This is a genomic window from Terriglobus sp. RCC_193, from assembly GCF_041355105.1.
Classification (GTDB): domain Bacteria; phylum Acidobacteriota; class Terriglobia; order Terriglobales; family Acidobacteriaceae; genus Terriglobus.
Map to the genome: position 1 here is coordinate 270416 of NZ_JBFUPK010000002.1, position 22745 is coordinate 293160.

Annotated in this window: 19 protein-coding genes; 4 read left to right on the top strand and 15 right to left on the bottom strand. The window is 58.0% G+C overall.

Annotated features, from left to right (window positions below; translation table 11 throughout):
* Positions 1-45: 45 nt before the first annotated feature.
* The 3 genes from AB6729_RS09880 to AB6729_RS09890 all read right to left on the bottom strand — a co-directional run bounded on the left by AB6729_RS09880 (position 46) and on the right by AB6729_RS09890 (position 2642).
* Positions 46-672: a hypothetical protein gene (locus AB6729_RS09880; protein ID WP_371081443.1), complete on the bottom strand. Its 627-nt coding sequence runs from the start codon at positions 670-672 to the stop codon at positions 46-48.
* 133 nt (positions 673-805) lie between these two features.
* Positions 806-2155 (bottom strand): asparagine--tRNA ligase, encoded by a 1350-nt coding sequence (gene asnS / locus AB6729_RS09885; RefSeq protein ID WP_371081444.1) that lies wholly within the window; start codon positions 2153-2155, stop codon positions 806-808.
* Between the two features lie 88 nt (positions 2156-2243).
* A complete protein-coding gene (locus AB6729_RS09890; RefSeq protein ID WP_371081445.1) occupies positions 2244-2642 on the bottom strand; it encodes a winged helix-turn-helix transcriptional regulator in 399 nt (132 codons plus the stop codon).
* Between the two features lie 96 nt (positions 2643-2738).
* Here AB6729_RS09890 and AB6729_RS09895 point away from each other — a divergent pair, with 96 nt between their 5' ends.
* Positions 2739-3593, top strand: coding sequence for an SDR family oxidoreductase (locus tag AB6729_RS09895; protein ID WP_371081446.1), 855 nt, complete (start codon positions 2739-2741; stop codon positions 3591-3593).
* A gap of 242 nt (positions 3594-3835) precedes the next feature.
* On the opposite strand, the gene AB6729_RS09900 is transcribed toward AB6729_RS09895, so the two are convergent.
* The 6 genes from AB6729_RS09900 to AB6729_RS09925 form a co-directional block, all read right to left on the bottom strand.
* Entirely contained in the window at positions 3836-4681 is an 846-nt protein-coding gene (locus AB6729_RS09900) for a sugar phosphate isomerase/epimerase family protein (protein WP_371081447.1), read from the bottom strand.
* Positions 4682-4753: 72 nt separating this feature from the next.
* Positions 4754-5554, bottom strand: coding sequence for an SGNH/GDSL hydrolase family protein (locus AB6729_RS09905; protein WP_371081448.1), 801 nt, complete (start codon positions 5552-5554; stop codon positions 4754-4756).
* A gap of 380 nt (positions 5555-5934) precedes the next feature.
* On the bottom strand, positions 5935-6969 hold the full coding sequence (locus tag AB6729_RS09910) for a PmoA family protein (protein WP_371081449.1): 1035 nt from the start codon (positions 6967-6969) through the stop codon (positions 5935-5937).
* Positions 6962-8323: a Gfo/Idh/MocA family protein gene (locus AB6729_RS09915; RefSeq protein WP_371081450.1), complete on the bottom strand. Its 1362-nt coding sequence runs from the start codon at positions 8321-8323 to the stop codon at positions 6962-6964. The genes AB6729_RS09910 and AB6729_RS09915 overlap by 8 nt, the downstream gene beginning before the upstream one ends.
* A 680-nt stretch (positions 8324-9003) precedes the next feature.
* Complete coding sequence (gene xth, locus AB6729_RS09920; RefSeq protein ID WP_371081451.1) at positions 9004-9783, bottom strand: exodeoxyribonuclease III; 780 nt, start codon at positions 9781-9783, stop codon at positions 9004-9006.
* Between the two features lie 679 nt (positions 9784-10462).
* Entirely contained in the window at positions 10463-10819 is a 357-nt protein-coding gene (locus tag AB6729_RS09925; protein WP_371081452.1) for a TfoX/Sxy family protein, read from the bottom strand.
* A 257-nt stretch (positions 10820-11076) separates the two neighbouring features.
* On the opposite strand from AB6729_RS09925, the gene AB6729_RS09930 reads away from it, so the two are divergent.
* Complete coding sequence (locus tag AB6729_RS09930; RefSeq protein WP_371081453.1) at positions 11077-12753, top strand: M28 family peptidase; 1677 nt, start codon at positions 11077-11079, stop codon at positions 12751-12753.
* A gap of 797 nt (positions 12754-13550) precedes the next feature.
* Here the strand turns inward: AB6729_RS09930 and AB6729_RS09935 are convergent.
* The gene (locus AB6729_RS09935) at positions 13551-14648 is read right to left on the bottom strand and encodes an aldo/keto reductase (RefSeq protein ID WP_371081454.1); all 1098 of its coding nucleotides are present in this window, start codon (positions 14646-14648) and stop codon (positions 13551-13553) included.
* Here AB6729_RS09935 and AB6729_RS09940 point away from each other — a divergent pair.
* Positions 14647-15951, top strand: coding sequence for an acetamidase/formamidase family protein (locus AB6729_RS09940; protein WP_371081455.1), 1305 nt, complete (start codon positions 14647-14649; stop codon positions 15949-15951). The genes AB6729_RS09935 and AB6729_RS09940 overlap by 2 nt on opposite strands.
* Before the next feature lie 567 nt (positions 15952-16518).
* Here AB6729_RS09940 and AB6729_RS09945 read toward each other — a convergent pair.
* Together AB6729_RS09945 and AB6729_RS09950 are read right to left on the bottom strand one after the other, a co-directional pair.
* The gene (locus AB6729_RS09945; protein WP_371081456.1) at positions 16519-16953 is read right to left on the bottom strand and encodes a VOC family protein; all 435 of its coding nucleotides are present in this window, start codon (positions 16951-16953) and stop codon (positions 16519-16521) included.
* A 70-nt stretch (positions 16954-17023) separates the two neighbouring features.
* The gene (locus AB6729_RS09950; protein WP_371081457.1) at positions 17024-18751 is read right to left on the bottom strand and encodes a DHA2 family efflux MFS transporter permease subunit; all 1728 of its coding nucleotides are present in this window, start codon (positions 18749-18751) and stop codon (positions 17024-17026) included.
* Positions 18752-19165: 414 nt separating this feature from the next.
* On the opposite strand from AB6729_RS09950, the gene AB6729_RS09955 reads away from it, so the two are divergent.
* Positions 19166-19786: a TetR/AcrR family transcriptional regulator gene (locus AB6729_RS09955; protein WP_371081458.1), complete on the top strand. Its 621-nt coding sequence runs from the start codon at positions 19166-19168 to the stop codon at positions 19784-19786.
* Between the two features lie 73 nt (positions 19787-19859).
* Here the strand turns inward: AB6729_RS09955 and AB6729_RS09960 are convergent, their stop codons facing one another.
* From AB6729_RS09960 to AB6729_RS09970, 3 genes are all read right to left on the bottom strand, one after another.
* Complete coding sequence (locus tag AB6729_RS09960) at positions 19860-20018, bottom strand: hypothetical protein (protein WP_371081459.1); 159 nt, start codon at positions 20016-20018, stop codon at positions 19860-19862.
* 116 nt (positions 20019-20134) lie between these two features.
* On the bottom strand, positions 20135-22252 hold the full coding sequence (gene ligA, locus AB6729_RS09965; RefSeq protein WP_371081460.1) for an NAD-dependent DNA ligase LigA: 2118 nt from the start codon (positions 22250-22252) through the stop codon (positions 20135-20137).
* A 21-nt stretch (positions 22253-22273) separates the two neighbouring features.
* Positions 22274-22738, bottom strand: a complete 465-nt coding sequence (locus AB6729_RS09970; RefSeq protein ID WP_371081461.1) for a hypothetical protein — start codon at positions 22736-22738, stop codon at positions 22274-22276.
* Positions 22739-22745 lie beyond the last annotated feature (7 nt).

Here is a 22745-nt window from a genome sequence, read left to right on the forward strand (position 1 = left end):
GCAGGCACGAAGGCCGCAACGAAGTTTCATCGCGACAAATCGCTCTTACTTTCCGAGGTATTTGTCCAATTGAGAAAAAGGAACGGCCAACGGTCGCGATCCCTTGCGGAAGACCACCGCAATATCCTCGCGCGTCTTCATACCAGCCCAAACGTAGTGAGAGCGATTGTAGGCTTCGCTTTTCGAAGTCGAGAGCGAGGCTTCGCCTGAAGGCGAAATAAGATAGACCCAGAATGGGTCGTATGTCGTGGCATACGGCGTTGCTCGACCATCGCCGCGCATGACCTGCGAAAACGAGGGCTTCGCCAAGAGTTGAATCTGGCCATCAACGGACGACGTGAACGAAACAAGCGAGAGCATTTCGCTCTCAATTACTTTATAAGGTTCACCGACCTCGTTCACACCGATTACGAGAACCGATCCTGGATCACTCGCCATCGGCATCCCAAATAAAAACAAGAACAGACGTTCATGCCCGCTTATAGAGAGACGGCTCGACATAAAGCATCCTGATTTATCTCGCTCCAGACCGCGCACAGGCCATAAGACCTCCCTGCGCTCTTCTGTTCCGCGCGGGATGAACGTCAGATCGTAGCGCGAGCGAACCACTTTCAGTTGGCCGTCAACACTTATCTGTAGGTTACGGAAGTTGCCCGTTTTTGCGGATGCCATACAGCTAACGGTTATCCGGCTATTCGACTCTGGCAGAGCAAGGGTTGAAGAGCGTCGCTGTGCGCTGGCTTGCAACGCCACGATGGACACCACAGCAAATGCAAGTCCGCGATGCACAGCATACCTCATGCTCTTACGGATAAATCCGGTTCAGCGTACGCGCAAACGGAATCGTCTCGCGCACATGCTCCAGCCCGCACACCCACGCCACACACCGCTCAATGCCCATCCCGAATCCCGAGTGTGGCACCGAGCCATACTTGCGCAGATCCAGGTACCACTCGAAAGCTTCCAGCGGCAGGTCGTGCGAAACGATACGTTCCTTCAACAAGTCATAGCTGTCAATGCGTTGCGACCCGCCAATGATCTCGCCATAACCCTCCGGTGCCAACACGTCGACACAAAGCGCCTTCGTCGGATCAGCAGGATCAGGCTGCATGTAAAACGCCTTCACCGCAGCCGGGTAACGATGCACCATCACCGGCCGGTCAAACTGGTTGCTGATGTACGTTTCGTCCGGCGCGCCAAAGTCGTCGCCATACTCATGCGGCTTCTCAATCGCACCCTCGGCAAACGCCTTCTCCAGCATGGCGTGTGCTTCGTCATAGCTGATCTTCGGGAACGGCGCCTGAATCTTCTCCAGCTTCGCCGCCTTCTCATCGCCGCCTGTAATCGTCTTCAGGTCAATGCGATGCTTCTCCAGCACACGCATCACAATGTGCGAAAGAAAGTCCTCCGCCAGCTTCATCAGATCGTCCAGATCCGCGTAAGCCACTTCCGGTTCAATCATCCAGAACTCAGTCAGGTGACGACGCGTCTTGCTCTTCTCCGCGCGGAACGTGGGCCCAAAACTGTACACCTTGCCCAGCGCCAACGCCGTCGCCTCAATGTAGAGCTGGCCGCTCTGCGTCAGGTACGCATTTCCCTCGTCGAAGTACTTCATCTCGAAGAGTTCGCTGGTGCCTTCGCACGCAGCAGGCGTCAGAATGGGCGGATCAGTCCGCGTGAAGTCCTGCGTATCAAAAAACTCCTGCGCCGCACGCATAATCGTTGCGCGCACACGAAGGATTGCCGACTGCCGCGGCGTCCGCATCCACAGGTGCCGACGTTCCATCAGGAAGTCCGGCCCATGCTCTTTCAGCGTGATGGGGAAAGGCTCATCGGCGCTCACCGCCTGCTGCACCTTCACGTCTTCCACGTCCAGCTCATAGCCAGAAGGAGCACGCGAATCGGCGCGCACCTTGCCCGTCACCACCACGCTGCTCTCCAGTTGTAGTTCCTTCAGCGTGTTGAATAACTCTTCCGGCACAGCGGCCTTGGGCACAATGCCCTGGATCGTCCCGGTGCCATCACGAAAGGTGGGAAACAGCAGCTTGCCGCTGGAACGCAGGTTATACAGCCAGCCGCGCAGCGTTACTGTTGCGCCTTCGTGCTGGCCAATGTTCGCAATGGAGGTAAGGGGTGCGGAAATTTCTGTTGCCATGACATCTTCCAGTGTATGCGCCTTCAAAAACGCGCGGAGATTCCGCCCTGTTTTCGGAAAGACACATGAAAACATGGCTGCTGATACGTTATGCGGTCTTCTTTTCAGCCCTCGCCCGATGGGCCATCACGCGAGCGATATTTGCCTCAATGTAAGTGGTCAACGCCTGCATGCGTTCCGCAATATCTTTGCCCAGTTCTGTCAAACTGTATTCCACTTTCGGCGGCTTCGTCGCATGCACTGTGCGCAGCACAAACCCATCCTGCTCCAGAGCGCGCAGTGTCTGCGCCAGCATCTTCTCGCTCACGCCGCCGATCAGGTAAGCCAACTCGCTGAAACGATAGCTGTCTTCCTGTAGCAGCAACACCAGCACCAGCGACCCCCAACGCGATGTCACGTCATCCAGGATGCTGCGCGTAGGGCAGTCGGCTGTAAACAGGTTCCCGCGCCGGATGCGAATTGTCTTGGTACTCTTCGGCCACGCCATGCATACAGCTTACCTATAGGTATGTACTTACTACAAGTAAGCTCTCAGGCGTACGCTTCTCTTATCCGCCCCGCAAGGGCCGAAGGAGAGACATCCATGATCGCGATTACCGGAGCTACCGGCCAGCTTGGAACACTTGTTGTTGAAGCTCTACTTCAGAAAGTCCCCGCAAACCAGATCGTCGCTGCCGTCCGCTCGACATCCAAAGCCAAAACATTCGCGGACAAGGGCGTGCAGGTCCGCGAAGCCGACTACTCCCGCCCGGAAACCCTCGCCGCAGCCTTTGCTGGCGTGACAAAACTTCTGCTCATCTCCGGCAGTGAACTCGGCCAGCGCGTGCCCCAGCATCAAGCGGTGATCGACGCAGCAAAGCGCGCCGGAGTGGGTCTGGTGGCGTACACAAGCCTTCTGCATGCTGACACTGGTGGCCTTCTGCTCGCCGCGGAACATCTGGCCACGGAGAAGTATCTTCAGGCCAGCGGCGTCCCCTTCGCGCTCCTGCGCAACGGCTGGTACACGGAAAACCTTACCCCCGGCATCGGCCCCGCCCTCCAGCAGGGAGCATTCATCGGAGCCACAAAAAATGGCCGCATCGCCGCCGCCACCCGTGCAGAATACGCCGCAGCAGCCGTGGCCGTACTTACCGGCGAAGGCCATGAGAACAAGGTGTATGAACTTGCAGGCGACACAGCATTTACCCGTGCCGAGTTCGCCGCAGAGGTCAGCAAACAAACCGGCAAGCCTGTCGGCTATCACGACCTGCCGCAGCAGGAGTATGAAAAGATCCTCGCCACCTTCGTACCGCCCGCTCTCGCAACGATCCTGGCAGACGCCGAAGCAAAAGCCGCAAACGGAGCCTTGGACGACCACTCGCACACGCTAAGCCGCCTCATCGGCCACCCCACAGCACCCTTCGCGGACGCAATCGCCGAGGCACTGAAAGCATCCTGATCGCAACGCTCCGAAACCAAAAAAGGCCGGCATGATCGCTCATGTCGGCCTTTGCTGTTAACAAACTTTACTTGCACCAATCAGTGAAGCTCAAACGAACTTTACTTGCATCAATCAGCCTGTCCCGAAACAAACTTTACTTGCACCAATCAGCGAAGCTCAAACGAACGAAGTTCGTCATCCTGAGCGAAGTCGAAGGACCTGCATTCCTCTCAGCCTCTACAACGCGTCAAGAAAGAAACTCAACCCCGCACAGGCTCTTCCAGCATCGCAAACACCTTCGCCGCCTTCGCACTCATCGACTTCGCATCGATCTCCGGCTCGTACGCAATCTCCAGCGTCCCCACTGGCTCATGCTTCAGCGCAGCAATCCCGCGACGCACAGCATTCCAATCCACCGTGCCTTCACCCGGCCACAGGTGTTCATCCTTCTCGCCATGATTGTCATGCAGGTGCAACTCACGAATTCGATCGCCCAACACGGCAAATGCGTTCTCCACACCGCCCATGTCATGCAGATTCACATGCCCAATATCCAGGCACACCTGCACCGTATCCAGATGCGCAATGCGCAGCATGTCCTTCAGGTGTTCCGGCGTGGTCACATCATTGTGCAGCGTCTCCACCAGCGTCTTCACGCCCAGCGGATGCGCAAATGCCTTAATGTGTTCCACTGCCGTCATCGACAGGTCCAGCGAGCGTTCGCTCCATGTGTCATTCGCCGTGCCCAGGTGCAGCACAATGCTGTCAATGTCGATCTGCTCTGCTGCTTCCAGCGCGCGCTTCACCTCATCCATCGCATCAATGCGGCGCGACTTCTCCACATCAATCAGATTGATGGTCGCCGGAACATGGCGGCTCCAGTCAGAAGCCCGCGATTCGAAAATTGGCTGGTGCAGAGTTGCGCGACAATCATGGCTGCGGAACCACTTCGCCAGTTCCTTCACTTCATTGCGATCGGTGTAATCAAAGTGGTGCCGAGCCGCAAACAACTCAATCGACTGCGCACCCGCCGCCACCATTGCATCCAGCAGACCCGCGTGCAGCCGTTGTTGCAGAAAAACATGCGTACTAATGGACCGCTTCATCACCCCTGACCATAGCAGGCCGCAAAGCGCACGGGGGAACCATGCATGGTTCCCCCGTTTCACCTCGTTCGATTACTTGCCAATCGTCTTGTCGATCGCCGCCTGCGCCAGCGGCTGCATAATGGCATACCCCGCGGGGGTGGGGTGCACACCATCCTTCGCCAGGTCCTGCTTCATGCCACCCGTCGGCGACGTCAGCGCAGAATAATAATCCAGATACGTATACCCATGTTCCTTGCAGAACTGCTGCATCCACGTATTCATTGCGCGGATTTTGTCCGCAGGCTGCAAACCGCGACGCCACGGATAGTCGTCCACCGGCAGCACGCTCGCCAGGATCACCTTGATGTGGTTCGCATCCGCAATCGCCGCCATCGAACGGAAGTTGTCCTGAATGTGCTCCAGCGACTCGATGCCTGTATTGCCCGCAATGTCATTCGTTCCCGCCAGGATCAACACTGCAGCAGGCTTCAGAGCCACCACATCCTGCTGAAAACGCACCAGCATCTGCGGCGTCGTCTGCCCGCTGATGCCGCGGTCCAGATACGGCTTTCCCGCAAAGAACGTCGACTTATTCGTCGCGCCATTGCCCCACGCATCCGTGATGCTGTCGCCATAAAACACCACGCGATCCTTCGGCGCAGGCGGCAGTGCAGCATTCGCACTCGCATAACGCGCCAGGTTGGCATAATCCGCCAGCTTCTTCTGAAGGCCCGAAATCTCATTCGGCGTCAGCGTCGAAGGATCCTTCACCAGCACCGCATCAATCGGTTTGGGTGCCTCGGCAGGTGCAGCCGCAACCTGGGCCAGCAAAGCCGTACTGACCAGCAGCGTGGTCGCGGAAACGAGAGCAATGTTGCGCATGAACGACATGATTTGCGTGCTTCTCCTGTGTGCAGCCAAGTGTACGAACCGAAGGCGCCCCCACGCAATCCTGCAACGCGTATACCTGCGTCATTCTGAGCGCAGCGAAGCTCCTACGATCAAAGACCGTCATTCTGAGCAAAGCGAAGAATCCCAACGCATTCTCCCGCAACGACACGCTCAAACCCTTCCAGCCACAAACCTCAAACCAGCTTCGCAAAGCGAAGCTCATACGCACAAAGTGCGTCCTTCTTTCGGAGGGGCAGGGCTTCAGCCCTGCCGTAAAACCCACAACCAACAAGTGGCTTTAGCCGCGGAGGGAATCCTGAACAAAAAGAAAAGGCCTCGCCCGGACCAGGGCGAAGCCTCTAAAAAGTGATGACCGAACCTTACCGGCTCACCTTCGCAAACGTATCCGCGGCCGCATTCACCTGCGCAGCCGTCATCGTATGCGGAGAAAGCAACACACGATATCGGAACGTCGTCGCCTGCCCCTTCTCCACGGTGTAATTCATCGGCGCAGCCTTCGTATCGAAGACATGCGCACCCAGCGGATTCGCGGCAAACAACCCATACCCGCGAGCATGCCAATACGTGGGATAGCCCGGATTCCCCGGATGATCCAGAATCGCAATCGCAGCCTGGTGCCCTTCCGGATCATGCCCGTTCAACACACACCAGCGACCACGCGTACTCCACACATCATCGCCCTGCTTGCCTTCGCTGGTCAGGTAGACACCGGTAGCACCAGCGCCAGTAGCGCCCTCCACCTTCGTCTCTTTACCGGAAGCATCGACGAAGACGCCGCCCTTTTCATTGGCCGACTCAAGCCAGCGCGCCACGCGAATCCCCAGCACGCCTTCCTTGTCATCGGTGAACACAACCTTCTCCAACGCCGTCAGCTTCGTGATGCGATCAATCGATCGCACATCGCCGTTCTGCCGGAAAACATAGGTCGTCGTTTCGCGCAGCAACGGTGAGCCATTCGCCGCAACCCACGTCGACTCCGTCGTCAGATCGCCCGAGTCCTTACCGGAATGCGAAGAGACAATCTTGTCCTGACGGATCGACCCCATATGTTGCACACGATCGCCCGTAATGGCGTCGGAGTTATTCCAGAAGTCGAAGCCATTCACGTTGCCGTAGTTGAACCACAGGCCCGCATGGTGCGGATGATCCTGCCGCTCACCAGCACGCGGCTCCAGCGGAAACCCGCGCGTCACCGTCACGCCGTCGCTCAACACCAGCGGATACAGCACTGGTTTCTTCAGCGACGTAGGCCACAGATACGAAGTGAACGGTTTGCCATCCACAGTGACGTCCACGCGGCGCTGAGCCTCGTGAACGTCCACCTTAACCTCTGCCGCTGCAACCCCGGACAAGAACATAGTCGAGAGCATAGCCAATGCAACGAACTTATACATACGGCTGTCCACCTGCCAGCACCTGCTGCTTCGCAGTATCAAACGTCACCTTCTTGCCCGTGCGCATGGCCGCAATGCACATGCACAGCGCAATCGAGTGCGAGTAACCCGCTTCAATGCTGGCATTCGGCGTCTTACGGCTGCGGACACACTCCATCCAGTTGCGCATGTTCGCCACCGTCATCGGATCGCTGCCGGTGTTGGCTTCGTTCGAAACCGCCTCCGTTGCGCCCAGCGAAAAGTCCTCCAGCAGATTCGGCTTCATCTTCATCTCAGCAGCAGCCTTCGCCGTCAGGCCACCCTCAGCCGTCACCTTCTGCGTGTCCATGTTCAGCGAACCGCCGTTGGAGTAGTAAATCTCCTTCACGCCGCCAGCCGAGTTCGTCTGACGCGACGAATACAGCACCTGGAAGCCCTTCTTCGGATCATCCAGCGGGCCGTAATCAAACACTGCCGTCAACGTATCCCAGTTCGTGCGTCCGTCCTGCCACTGGTAAATGCCACCATTCGCCACCACGGAACGCGGATGCGGATAGCCCGTGAACCAGTGCACCGTATCAATCTGGTGCACCAGCCACTGGTCAGGAATGCCCGACGAGAACGGATAGAACAAGCGGAACTCCAGGTACTTGCGCGCATTGAACGGCTCATACGGACGATTCAGCAGGTAGCGCTTCCAGTCCGTGTCCTCTTCCTTCAACAGCGGCACCACATCCGGCCTGCGCCAGCGCCCGGGCTGGTTCACATTCCAGGTCATCTCCACCATGTTGATCTCGCCAAACTTGCCACTGCGAATGTAGTCATACGCACGCATGTAGCTCGGCGTGGAGCGGCGCTGCGTTCCCACCTGCACAATCTTGCCCGTCTTATGCACGGCATCGCGAAACAGGCGCGCATCTTCCATGCGGTCTGCCGTCGGTTTCTCCACATAAGCATCACGACCAGCGTTCACAGCCGCCGCACCCATAATCGCGTGCTGAAAATCCGCAGTCGCAATCAGAACGGCATCCACATCCTTGCGCGCATACAGTTCGTCCGTGTTGCGGCACGTTTCGATCTTCGCCCCTGCCTTCTTCTCCACATACGCCACGGCTTCTTCCCGACGACGGCTCCACAGGTCGGCCACAGCAACAAACTCGAAATTCATCGCTTTCTGATTCGCGGCAAACGCAGGAATCAGGGCGCCCTTCATACGGTCGCCCGCGCCGACGATCGCCGTGCGAACACGGTCATTCGCGCCCGGAATAGCGGCATAGCTCTTCGCGCTCCAGGCTGCAACCGCAGCCGCAGCCGCGCTACCGGCGATAAAATCCCGGCGGGTCGGCGCACTCTTCTTGGTTTCCGTGTGGCTCATCGAAACGTCTCCATGCATGCAGAATCAATTGCAAAACCTGCGCCTGTCATTGCCATTCCTGCTTGCACGTGCGTCCCACTCGGTCGCTTCCAGAGCGGCATCGAAACGTTTCGCAAACACAAAACAAGACTCTCTTCAGGCGAGAGGACTATAAGGACGCCACCGCCCAAGAGTCAAGATCAGAAGTCCTAAGTCTGTCATCACAGGAAAACGCGCGCACCCCAAAGCACAAGAAGTGTCAGCAAAGCTTGTACGCGTAAGGCGCGTCATCCTGAACGAAGCGAAGCGAAGTTGAAGCATGCCCTCGAGCGAAGCGAAGGGAACCAGCATTCCTCTCAACCCTCTACAACGCATCAGGAAACCCCAAAACGAACCACCAGCCAAAGAACCGGGTGCCCCGGGTTCGCGAAGCTGACCTGGGCATCGCTCCAAAGGAGCGATCCAACGCACAAAGTGCGTCCAGCAAAGCCCCAACGGTCAAAGACCGTCATTCTGAGCAAAGCGAAGAATCCCCACGAACTCTCCTCCTGCCAAGACCCCACAAGCTTCCAGTCAAGGAACCCAAACCAGCTTCGCAAAGCGAAGCTCATACGCACGCAGTGCGTCGCTTTCGGAAGGGCAGGGCTTCAGCCCTGCCGTAACAGCCACAATCAACAAGCGGCCTTAGCCGCTGAGGGGATCTACCTCAAAGTCACTAGGATCGGCGTATGGTCGCTCGCCTTCTCGTGCCCCCGCGGAGTCTTATCAATCACACAAGCCTCCAACCTCGGCCGCAACGAAGGCGACAACAAAAAGTGATCAATCCGAATCCCGCGGTTCCGCTCAAACGCCTGCCGGAAGTAATCCCAGTACGTATACGCTCCGGCTTCCTCCGGATGCAGCGCGCGAAACGCATCCACCCAACCCATCGTCTGCATCGCGCGATATCGATCACGCGGCTCCGGCTGAAACAACGCATCGCGCACCCAGTTCGCAGGCTTGTCGCAATCCATGTCTTCCGGAATCACATTGAAATCGCCGCCAATGATCGTCGGAATCGGATCGTCCTTCCAACGCATCATCTGGTGGATCAGCCGGTCCATCCATCCCAGCTTGTACAGAAACTTCTCCGTACCCACCGGATTCCCATTCGGCAGATAGATGCACACCACGCGCAGCCGCTTGCCATCCGGCTCATCCAGGATGGCTTCAATGAAGCGCGCATGCGTATCCTCCTCATCGCCATCCAGCTTCGTGCTCACGGTCTCAATCGGCAGCTTCGACAGGATCGCGACACCGTTATAACTTTTCTGCCCCACGGCCACCGACTCATAGCCCAGCGCCTTGAAGTCCATCGCTGGAAACTCCAGCGTCTTCAGCTCCTGCATCAGCAGCACATCCGGCTGCTGCGCCTGCAGAAAGTCATGCGCATGCGTCATCCGCGCACGAATCGAATTCACATTCCAGCTTGCAATCCGCACCGTCTCGTATCCCCGCCTTCGTCCCTAACGATTCTCGCAAAAGGCAGACGCAACACCAACGTCCGCCCGTTTTCCCAATCGGTTCGAATGGATTTTTTGAGGAAGAGGTAGAAGAGATATCTGTTTCTATGGCGAGGTCTCGTTCCCATAACATGGTGCCACTATGAGAACCAACTCTATCGTTCCCTCGTCCAAAAAATGGACGTCGCCCACACTCACCGTTGTTCCAATGCAAGACGCCAAGACCGGTGTTAGCCCGGATGGTCTCGACTCCCTCGCCTTTTCCAGTTAGAAACCCATCCACCCCGGCAGGGAATAATGGCTCTCCACCAGACCGTTATTCCTTCGCAGGCAGCGTCATCACAAACACCTTCGTCCTGATGATTCTCGCAAAGCAGACGCAACACCAACGCCTGCCCGTTTTCCCGAATCGGTTCGGATCGATTTTTTGATTGAAAGGTATCTACCGATGGCGAGGCCTCATTCCCATAACATTGGGCCCATTATGAAAATCAACTCTACCGTTTCCTCGCCCAAAAACTGGGCGGCGCCTACACTCACCGTTGTTCCCATGCAAGACGCCAAGGCCGGTGTTGACCCGGGGGTTGTCGACGGCCTCATCTTCGCCAGTTAGAAACTCGTCCCAACCGGCAGGGAGTAACGGCTCTCCACGCTGCCGTTATTCCTTCACCGGCAGCGTCATCACAAACGCCTTCGCTGCATCCAGCAACCGCTTCCGCACCACATCATCCGCATACACTTCCACAGGCACACGCACCCATCCGTTCATTGGCTTGCCCGACATCATCTGTGTCACGCCGTCCAGCGCCAGCGCCCACGCATCATTCCCCTTACCCAGCCGCACCAGCAGATGTCCCACACGAGCACCGCACACCAGGTTGCCGCGATACATCCACGCCATTCCGCCGAACATGGCCTTGCGCGTTACGCGCATGCCCTCCAGCGCCTCTTCCACCATCGCTTCCAAACCCGCATCGCGCGCCATGCCACCCATCATGGCATGGCGCGCGATCATGATTAAGAACGTTTTCTAACTTCTCAGCCCGTTCCCCGCTTCATGGCGCATTTCTGCGAAACCATTTCACAAATCTCTGCACTTTCGATTGCGCCCTGCCCACCCGTTCGATTAGCTTTGTGCCATCACAACATTTCTTAATGCCACCGCATCAGCGCCCGGCTGTCTGCGTGCGGCTCTTCTTCCAGCGTCTGTGTGCCAGATTCATTCTCTGGCACCCGTTACCCTGCATTTCCGTTGAAAGCGAGACTTCTCCGATGAATCTGCACCGTTTCAAGCAGGCGGCCGTTGCAACTGCCGCCGTGCTGCTCCTCTCCCCTGCCTTTGCGCAGCAGCAGGCTGGCGACAAAGTGGATCTGGACGCGCTGGCGCAGATCAAGCACGAAGCCTTTGACAACTCGCACGTCATGGAAAACCTCTTCTGGATGTCTGAGGTCTACGGTCCACGTGTGAACAACAGCCCCAACCACATGGCCGCCGCCGAATGGGCCATGAAGCAGATGAAGGAGTGGGGACTACAGAACGTCCACCTGGAGTATTGGCCCTTCGGCTACGGCTGGCAGATCAAGAAGTTCTACGGCGCCATGGAAACCCCGGCTTACGCCGCATTCACCGGCTTCCCGCTCGCATGGACACCCGGCACCCCGGGCCAGATTTCGGTCGAACCCATCTTCGCCCCCATCCACTCAGAGGAAGACTTCGCCAAGTGGCACGGCAAGCTGAAGGGCAAAGCCGTGTTGATCTTTGATCCCGCAAAGCTCACCTTGCACACCCGCGCCGACGCACAGCCCTCGCCCACCGATGAAGAAATCCTCGCCCGCGCAGGCCAGCCCCGCGGCGGTCGCGGACCGGGTGGCCCCGGTGGTCCCGGCGGCGCAGCGGATCGTGATCCCAGTGGTCGCGGACGTCCCGGCGAAGGCACTCAGGAGTTCTCACCCACATCGCTGGCGCTGGCCAACGCCAGGAACCACGACCTCCGCAACAAGATGAATAAATTCCTGCACGACGAGCAGCCGGCCATCGTCCTCACGCCCGGCTACAACGGCGACGGCGGCACCATCTTCGGTACCTACGGCGGCTCTGAAAACCCGAACGATCCCGTCCCGCCGCCAATGGTCGCCATTGGGGCGGAGCAGTACAACCGTCTCGTGCGCCTCACCCAGCACAACATCGCACCAAAGCTCACGTTTGACGTGCAGGTGGAATACCAGAAGAAAAACCAGAACGCCTTCAACGTGATCGGCGAAATCCCCGGCACCACTAAGAAGGACGAAGTCGTCATGGTCGGCGGTCACTTCGATAGCTGGCAGGGCGGCACCGGCGCCACGGACAACGGCACCGGCTCATCCGTTGCAATGGAAGCCGTACGCATCCTCGCCACCCTGCACAAGCCCATGGCTCGCACCGTTCGCGTCGCCCTCTGGGGTGGTGAAGAAGAAGGCGTCTACGGCTCCACCGCATACGTCCAGCAGCACTTCGCGGAACGCACCACCATGGTGAAGAAACCGGAATACGACAAGTTCAACGTCTACTTCAACGATGACGGCGGCTCCGGTCGCTTCCGTGGCGTCTCCGCTGGCGGCAGCAAGGAGATGGGCGAAATCTTCAAGTCGTGGATTGAACCCATCAAGGACCAGCACATCGTCGCCGTCTCCGGGACAGAGTTCCGCCCCACCGCCGCGCCCGGCGGCACAGACTCCACCCCGTTCTCCTGGATCGGCCTGAATGGCATCAGCTTCATGCAGGACCCACTGGAGTACGGCACCCGCACCCACCACTCCAACGCAGACACCTACGACCGCGTGCAGGTACCGGACGTGCAGCAGGGTTCCATGATCGAAGCGTGGTTTGCCTACAACGCAGCCACCCGCCCCGACATGCTGCCCCGCATCCCAACCCCTGCCCCGGACCCCAACGCCAAGGGCCACGAATAACCAACGAAGCCGCAGCAAAGAAACACGAACAGCTGCAACAACAGAACGGCAAGCAACAGGAACGGCTACAGAAACAAGAACGGGTGAGGCCCAAAGCCTCATCCGTTTTTTATTGCAACCGCCTTAGCACGCTGAAGCCTCGCCCAAAGCCTCAATCGTTTTTATTGCAGCCGCCTTGGCACCTCGAAGCCCCGCCCCGAAGCCTCATTCGTTCTTGTTGTTGCAGCCGCCTTGGCACGCCAAAGCCTCATCCGAAGCCTCATCCTTTTTTATTGCAACCGCCTTCATACCCCGAAGCCTCGCCCAAAGCCTCATCCGTTTTTTATTGCAGCTGCCTTAGTAGCCGAAACCCCGCTCAAAGCCTCATCTGCTTTTTATTGCAACCGCCTTAGCACGCCAAAGCCTCAATCTGTTTCTATTGTTCGTACAGAAAGAGCCTGATGACGCAAACAAACATCATCGGGTCGATGAATCAAGGGCCAAAGGCCCGCCAAGATATTAGCCTAGGCCGAAGGCCTAGGTAGATGGCCATACACCGCAAAAGCGCTGAAGGCGCGCCCTATGCCCAGCCACAAAAACCGAATACGCAGAAACAGGGTGCCCCAGGTTCGCGAAGCTAACCTGGGTATCGCGCAGCTTTTCGAGAACGGTACGAAGTACGCGATCCAACGCACCAAGTGCGTCCAGCCAAGCTCATACAGTCAAAGACCGTCATCCCGAGCGAAGCGAAGGGGACCTGCATTCCTCGCAACCCTCTACAACGCCAATAGGAAGCCAAAGCAACTAAACCCTGCCCGTCAATACGCAGAAGCTTCGCTCAGACCCTTCAACTGCTCCAGCGTCAGCTCCAACTCCGTAGCAGCAAACAAATCCTCCAACTGCTCCGTCGACGTAGCACTCGCAATCGGCGCCAGGATATTCGGTCGCGACAACAACCAGGCCAGCGCAATCGAAGCCTGCTTCGCTCCTGTCTCCTGGCTCACCTTCTCCAGCGCCGCCAGGATCTTCATGCCGCGCTCATCAAAATACTTACCCAGCATGCCCGCACGCTTTGCCTTCTCCGCATCGCCTGCCGTCTTGTATTTGCCACTCAGGAAGCCCGAAGCCAGCGCGAAGTAAGGCACCACCCCCAGGCTGAACTCCGCAACCACCGGCGCAAGATCATGCTCATACTCCGCACGGTGATACAGGTTGTAGTGCGGCTGCAGCGTCTGGTAGCGCGCAATGCCCTCGCGCCGCGAAATCTCCTCCGCAGCACGCAGACGATCGCCAGAATAGTTCGACGCGCCAATCGCTCGGACCTTGCCTTCCTTCACCAGGTCGTCAAACGCACGCAGCGTCTCCTGCAGCGACGTCTCCGCATCATCAATGTGTGCCTGGTACAGGTCGATGTAATCCGTCTGCAACCGCTGTAACGAAGCCTCCACGGCTTCCTTCATATACGCCGCGCTCAGGCCCTTCTTGCCCTCGCCCATGGGATTACCCAGCTTCGTCGCCAGCACCACGCTCTCGCGCTTGCCCGTCTTCTTGAACCAGTTCCCAAGAATCGTCTCGCTCTCGCCGCCCTTGTTCCCGGGAATCCACGACGAGTACACATCCGCCGTATCAATGAAGTTGTATCCGCGATCCACAAAGCGATCCAGCACGGCAAACGATTGCTTCTCGTCGATGGTCCAGCCAAAAACATTGCCGCCCAGCATGATGGGCGAGACTTCGATTGCGGTGCTTCCAAGGGCGCGTTTGGTCATGATGCTCTGTTGGATGCAGCTCCCGGCCAGACCGCACACGCTTTTCGTATCCACCTGCGATTGCCCGGCAAATTTGCGTCCCACGACTCTTTTCTCTGCGTAACCATCTGTGCCAATCTGAAATGGGTCCAGAGGAATTCCTGCCATGAAGCGTCTGCTGCCGCTGCTCCTGTTCACCGCCACGCTCCTGCCTGCCCAGCAACAACCCACAGCCACCAACGAACGCTGGCAACTCACCGCTGACTTCTACGGAGCAACGCGCTACTACCGGCTCGATCTGGACCAGCACGACACCACCCACGTGTCCGGCACATACAATGGCACACACCTCGCCGGCACCAACACGGGCGGCCACCTCAAAATCGAAGGCACAGAAAACGGCAACCACGTCATCGTCGACGCGCATCAGGATCACGATGCCCTCACCGGCACAGTCACCTTCGGCGAAATCGCATCGCCTCTCATCTGCCCTTTCACGGCCACGCTCGTGAAACCTCTGCCCAAAACCACGCCGCAAACGCACGAGTTCAAACCCACCACCTACTACCGCCAGTACTCAGCGCTCAACAAGCCCGTGCTGCACATCAACCCCGGCGACACGATCCACACCACCACCGTAGACGCGGGCGGCAACGACGAAAACAACATCAAGCGCATCGCCGGCGGCAATCCGCAAACGGGCCCGTTCTACATCGCAGGCGCACAGCCCGGCGACACCATCGCCATCCACATCCAGAAGCTCCGCCTCAATCGCGACACCGCCGGCTCCAACGACGATTTCGTACAGTCCGCGTCGTCTCCCTCGCTCGCCGTTCGCACGCGCGACAACCACAGCAGCATCACATGGAAGCTCGACCGCGTACACATGACCGCATCGCCGGACTCCGGCAGCGCCGCATTAAAAGACCTGAATATCCCGTTGCGTCCCATGCTCGGCTGCGTCGCGGTAGCGGTCGCTCCCAGCGACGCACCACCACCCACCGGCGACTCCGGCTACTACGGCGGCAACATGGATTTCAATGAAATCGGCGAAGGAGCCACCGTCTATCTTCCCGTCATCAATCCCGGTGCCCTGCTCTACTTCGGCGACGCGCACGCGCTGCAGGGCGACGGCGAACTCAACGGCAACGCGCTCGAAACATCGATGGATGTCACCGTCACCGTCGACCTCATACAAGACCGCAAAACCGGCTTCCCCCGCATCGAAACCCCAACGCAGTTCATCGCACTGGGCTACTCCGGCTATCTCGACGACGCCCTCAAAGACGCCACCGCCAACATGGCAGGCTGGCTCGCCAACATTTACAAACTCAACCCCAGTGAACTCGGCCAGTTCCTGGGCGCCGCCGCACAATACCGCGTCACAGAAGTGGCCGACCGCAACTCCGGCATCGCGCTAAAAATCGACAAGTCCTTACTCAACAACCTGCACATCCCGCCAACGCAATAAGCTCGCACGGCCAAACACCGTCTCACCACACCAGCGAAGCTCAAACAGTCAAAGACCGTCATCACCAGCGAAGCTCCTACGGTCAAGAACCGTCATCCTGAAGCTCATACCGTTGCAGACCGTCATCCTGAACGAAGCGAAGCGGAGCTGAAGGACCTGCATTCCTACACACCCTCTACAACGCACCAGGAAACCCAAAACAAACCAGCAGCCAAAACCGGGTGCCCCAGGTTCGCGAAGCTAACCTGGGTTATCGCGCAAAGCGCGATCCAACGGCCAAAGGCCGTCATTCTGAGCGCAGCGAAGAATCCCGACGAACTCTCATCCTGCCAAAGACCCCACCAACTTCCAGCCACCACCCAAACCAGCTTCGCAAAGCGAAGCTCATACGATCGAAGATCGTCATCCTGAACGAAGCGAAGCTGAAGCATGCCCTCGAACGAAGCGAAGGGGACCCGCATTCCTCCACACCCTCTACAACGCACAAGGAAACCCCAACAGACCAGCAGCAAAAACCGGGTGCCCCAGGTTCGCGAAGCTAACCTGGGCAGAGCGGCAAAGAAACGATCAACGCACCAAGTGCGCCAGCGAAGCTCCATCGCCTGTTGTCGCCGCAAATTCGTCTTTGTTTGGATAGTTGAAAAACAGCTGGTTGCCGTCCGGATCGTTCACCACCAATACCCGGTAGCCCCACGAAGCATCCCGCACCATAACGCCTCGGGATTCCAGTTCCGCACGCAACCCATCCAGCGCGGCGACAGACGCCTCATATGTCTCCGGTTCGACATTCAGTGATACGAAGATCAGCCCGTTACCAATCTTCTCTGGCAGGTTATTCGTCAGGATCAGCGCGCACCGCTGCCGCTCCACCTGCGCCACACGCAGTCTGCCGTCTTCGTCATATCGCCAGGGATTCGTGAAGCCCAGCCGCTCCACATAAAAGCGCAGCGCAGCCGCAACATCCGTCACCTGCAGAACCGGCCGCGCAAACCACTCTGTCATCGGTCATGTCCTTTCCAACACGAAAGACAGCCTTTGATCGCAGTATCCCACAAGCCATTTCAATGAAGCATCAGTGTGCGTCCAGCGTAATCTTTCCCACCACCTTCGGAGGCCGCTTCAGGAACAGCACCATCGGCAACAAACACGCCAGGATATAAGCAAACAGACGGTACTGATCCATGTACGCCAGTAGCAACGCCTGCTGCTGCACCTGGTGATACAGCAATGCCATTCCGTCATACGTCTTGTCGATGGCAGCGCCACCCATCGCAGCACCCGCCGACTTGATCTGTTGCATCACACCCGGCGAAGACGAAGTAATGTCCGCACTCAGATACGTCTGGTGCGCCTGCGTCATGCGTTGCAGAAACGTACTCGAAAGCGCAATGCCAATCGATCCGCCCTCATTGCGCACCAGCGCATAAATACCCGCGGCATTGCTGCTCTGGTCCGCAGGCAGAAAGCGGAACATGATCGTCGACAGCGGCACCGTCGTCATGCCAAGCCCCATCACCTGCAACACACGCGGCCAGATCAGGTTCGTCTCTGCCACGCTGAGATTGCCCAGCGACAACCAATAAGTACCCGCCGTCATGGTGATAATGCCGCACGCAATCAATCGCCGCGCATCGGTGCCCTTGCTCAGCAACCAACCAATCAGCGGCACTTCCAGCATCGTCACCAAACCCGCAGGCGACACCGCGATACCCGCAGTCGTAGCGTCATAGCCCATCAACTCCTGCATGAACTGCGGCAACAGGAACGTCGTCGCATACAGCGCCGTGTACATACCCAGCACAATCACGCAGCAGAACAGAAAGTTGCGTTCCTTCAACAGCCGCAGATTCACCACTGGGTTCTTCACATGCAGTTCCCAGAAGATCGCGCCCACCACCGCCACCACGGCGATGATCGTGCTCCACAGGATGAACGAATTACCGAACCAGTCCAGCTCCTGCCCACGGTCCAGCACAATCTCCGTCGCCGCAAGACCAATACTGACCAGCGCCAAACCCGTGCCATCAATCTGTATCGGCTTGCCCTTGCGTGCCTCGCGCGCCTTCGTCAGGTGCGGCGGATCATGCAGCACCATGCGCGTGAAGATGGCACACAGAACGCCCACTGGAATGTTGATGTAGAAGATCCAGCGCCACGAATAGTTATCCGTAATCCATCCGCCCAGCGTCGGCCCCAGCACCGGCGCGCACAGAATCGCCACGGTATACACGGCCATCGCCATGCCACGCTTCTCACCCGGAAACGCATCGGCCAGAATCGCCTGCACACTCGGCTGCAAACCGCCACCGGACAACCCCTGCAACACGCGGAACACCACCAGGGCAGCCAGCGTCGGCGCAACGCCGCAAAGCGCAGAAAAGATCGTGAAGAGAATGACCGATCCAAGATAAAAATTCCGCCGTCCAAGAATGCTTGAAATCCATCCACTGATCGGCAGAATGATCGCGTTCGCCACGAGATAACTCGTCAGCACCCACGTGCTCTCATCCTGCGAAGCGGAAAGGCTGCCCGCAATATGCGGCAACGCCACGTTCGCAATCGAGGTATCCAGCACCTCCATGAACGTGCCCATCGTCACCACCAGCGCAATAATCCACGGATTGAACACACGCGGTTCCCGCACACGAGCCAGCGGCACACCCGGCTCAAATTCCGCCGCAGAGGGAGCCAACGCCGTCTCGGCGCGATCCATCACCTCTTCCGCATGATGCAACGATGCCGCCACATCAGATTCCCCCGCAGGCGGCACGTCGTTTTCTTCGTCCTGTAATGACTGCATAGTCAGCGCAATGACTCTCCGGTCATTAGAGCGCCCAGCAGGCTCATCGGATGCAACGAACCTGTCAAAACGGGCAAGGCCTTACAAGCTAATCTCTTACGATCAGAGGACGCCACCCAGCGAAGCTCATACGAACGACGTTCGTCATCCAGCGAAGCTCAAACGGTCGCAGACCGTCATCCTGAACGAAGCGAAGCGGAGCTGAAGGACCTGCATTCCTCTCAACCTTCTACAACGCACCAGGAACCCCCAACAAACCAGCAGCCACAAACCCGGGTGCCCCAGGTTCACGAAGCTAACCTGGGCCGAGCAGCAAAGCCGCTCTCTATCGCGCGAAAGCGCGACCACCCCCTCTGAAAATCAGACAAACAAAGCGGCTCCATCCCCCGGCAACCGTGTTAGTTTGGGGCAGGAATGGCCGTCTCAGAATTGACACAAAAGAACGCCCGCCTCGCCTCGCGCAAACAGGTCCTCACTGACCTGCGACGCAGCGAAATCATTGAGGCCGCGCTCAAAGTTTTTGCCCGCAAAGGCTTCCATCACTCGCGCACGGAAGACGTCGCCACCCAGGCCAACATCGCCAAAGGTACCCTCTACCTCTACTTCGATTCCAAAGACGCCATCTACGACGCCGCATTGCAACACGCGGTGGACAGCCTCTCGGAGCTTTCCGACGAACGTGTTGCCGCGGCGAAAGACACACGCAGCCGCGTTGAAGCATGGATCCACACACGCCTCGACTTCTGGTGTTCCCGCGGCGACATGTATCACATGATCCTCACCGTCGGCCGCGAAACCAAACACCGCAAACAAACGGCAACGCTCCTTCGTTCCGCAAAATCCGATTTCATTGCGATCCTGCAGCAGGCCGTCGACGCGGGCGATCTACCACCGCGCGATCTTGGCGCCATCGGCTGGCTCGTCATGGACGCCATTCGCGGCTCCAACGAGCGCCGCATTCTGCACCTCTGCGAACGCGACATCACACGCGACACCGCCATCATCGTCGACACCGTCATGCGCTACTTCGAATAGCTCCGAACACATCCGCAAAAGCAAACGGCCCGCACACAGCGGGCCGTTTGCATTCAATGGTGAATGAAGAAACTTAACGAAGCGAAGCGCTACTCACGGCAAGGTTCGACTCCTGGTCCGCGGCCATGCCAACACTCTGCACCGGAGAAGTCGTCGGAACCACGCGCGCTGTCATCACCAGCGCCGCATCCAGAACAAGAACCGTGGCCAGCATCCATTTGAAAAGCTTCATCCGTCTTCCTCCTTCCGCTTCATAAGCAGACTAGAAGTAAGATGCCGCTGAAACCATTCCCAAAATCTTCCCAAACCGCGCAAAAAGTGCCATTTACAACCCCAAAACTGCGCGCTTTAGCCCAAAAGTTGCAGCAATCCCGCCTCATCCAGTACCGACAGTCCCAACTCACGCGCCTTTTCCAGCTTGCTTCCAGCCTCTTCTCCAGCCACCACGTAACTCGTTTTCTTCGAGACACTTCCAGAAACCTTGCCGCCCGCGGCTTCAATCCGTTGCTTCGCTTCATCACGCGTCAGCGTAGGCAAAGTGCCCGTCAACACAAACGTCATCCCCGCCAGCGCTGTGCCAACCACTTTCTTTTCAGCAGTGAACTGCAATCCCCGGCCACGCAAATCCTCAACCAGATCGCGGTTTTTCTTCACCTGGAAGAAGTCATAGATGGTCTGCGCAACAATCGGCCCAATCCCCTCAGCAGCCTTCAACTCATCCACTGACGCCTCCATGATGGCATCCATACTGCCAAACGTATTCGCCAGATCCTGTGCGGTGCGTTCTCCCACATGACGTATGCCAAGCCCAAGCAACACGCGATAAAGCGGCGCTTTGCGCGAACGATCAATCTGTTCAACCAACGCATCCGCAGTCTTCTGTCCCACACGTTCCAGCGTCAACAAATCTTCTGCGTTCAAGCGATACAAATCCGCAACCGTGTGCACCAACGCAGCGCGCGTCGGCTCCTCTTCATTCGCAACATCGCCTTCTTCCAACGATGCCGTCGTCTCTGTATCCGCAGCTTCAACCAGCGAGTGACCCAGCAACTGTCCCACCATCACATCGCCCAGGCCTTCAATGTTCATCACGCCGCGCGACGCAAAGTGGACCAGCTCCTCATGCAAACGCGCGGGACAACTCGCATTCACGCAGCGATAGTCCACCTCGCCTTCTTCACGCAGCACAGGTTGATCACACTTCGGACAACGCGAAGGAAACACAATCTCCACATCGCCACGCGGATGCTGCGCATCGTGCACCACCTCGGTGATCTTCGGAATCACATCGCCGCCACGCTCCACGGCAACAGAATCGCCAATCTTCACGCCCAATCGCGCAATCTCATCCGGGTTGTGCAGAGTAGCGCGCGCAACCGTAATGCCACCGATCCCCACAGGAGCAAGCACCGCCACCGGCGTCAGCTTACCTGTGCGTCCCACCTGAAACTTCACGCCCAGAAGCTTCGTCACTGCACCCCGCGCGGGGAACTTATACGCGATAGCCCAGCGCGGTGCTTTTCCTGTGAAGCCCAACCGCTTCTGTTGCGCAACCGAGTTCACCTTGATCACAATGCCATCAATCTCATAACCAAGGTTGTCGCGCTTCGTCTCTGCCTCTGCAATGAACGCGAGAACATCGTCAATGTTGCTGACCGTGCGAGCATGTGGATTCGTCTTGAATCCGGCAATGCGCAACGCCTCCAGCGTCTCGCTCTGCGTTGGCAGAAAAAACTCACCATTCACCAGCAGGAAGTACGCGTAGTAATCCAGCCGCCGCTGCGCCACGATACTCGGCTCCACAGTGCGTATGGTGCCGGCAGCCGCATTGCGCGGATTCGCGGCGGGCGCCTGCCCCGCACGTTCGCGCTCCTCATTCATCTTCACGAACGCAGCCTGCGGCATCACTACTTCGCCACGCACTTCAAATGTCTGCGGCACATGCGTCTTCTTCAACTTGTCCGCGCTTACTAACAAAGGCACACTGCGAATCGTTCTTACATTGCTGGTGACATCTTCTCCAACCGTTCCATCGCCGCGCGTAAGCCCACGTGCAAGACGCGCCGCACCCTGCTCCGCATCTTCGTAATGCATGGCCAGCGACAAGCCATCCAGCTTGTATTCGCAAACGTATTCCAGCTTCTCGTTGGGATGAATCGAAGCCGCCACACGCTCCGCCCACGCACGCAGCTCTGCTTCGTTGTACGCATTGTCCAGCGACAACATGGGCCGCGAATGCGCCACCTTCACAAAGCCTTCCTTCGGCTTACCGCCAACGCGCTGCGTGGGACTGTCCGGCGTAACCAGTTCCGGATGCTCTGCCTCCAACGCCTTCAGCCGATTCACTAACCGGTCGTACTGCGCGTCCGTAATCTCCGGCGCGTCCATCACGTAGTACAGATGTTCGTGGTGTTCAATCTCGCGTCGCAGCGATTCGATTTCTTTCCCTGTTGCTTGTTCGCTCATGGATGCCTTAAAAATGCTGACCTAAGAAATGATGCCGCAGGAGGGCCAATGATCAGGTTCCACCCATGCCTGCCGCGCTTCGGTGTGTTTCACCACGTCAAACTTATAAAACTGCCGATGCAGATCTCGCCTGTCGCCATAAAGAATCACGGCTCGCTGTACAAACGCCAGGTGCACCGTTGTCCTCTCCTCGTCGCGCAATCGCGCCAGCACTGCAATCCAGAAACGCGTCAGCGTCTCGTGATAGCCGCTCGTGGCAGAGTTCACGGTACCCACAGACTCGTTATAGGCGCGAACACGCTGACGCATCCTCTCCAGCGCCACCTGCTCACCGTGTAGAGAAACGTAGTTGGCACCCACAACAATATGCGCGGCATGCGTCCACGCAGATTTCGGCAGGCTTCCCTGTTCAAATGCCTGCACCAGCGAATCCAAATCATTCTGCGTATCGATCGCCGGCGTGGATGTTGGCAAGCTGCTGGCCATGCAGCCA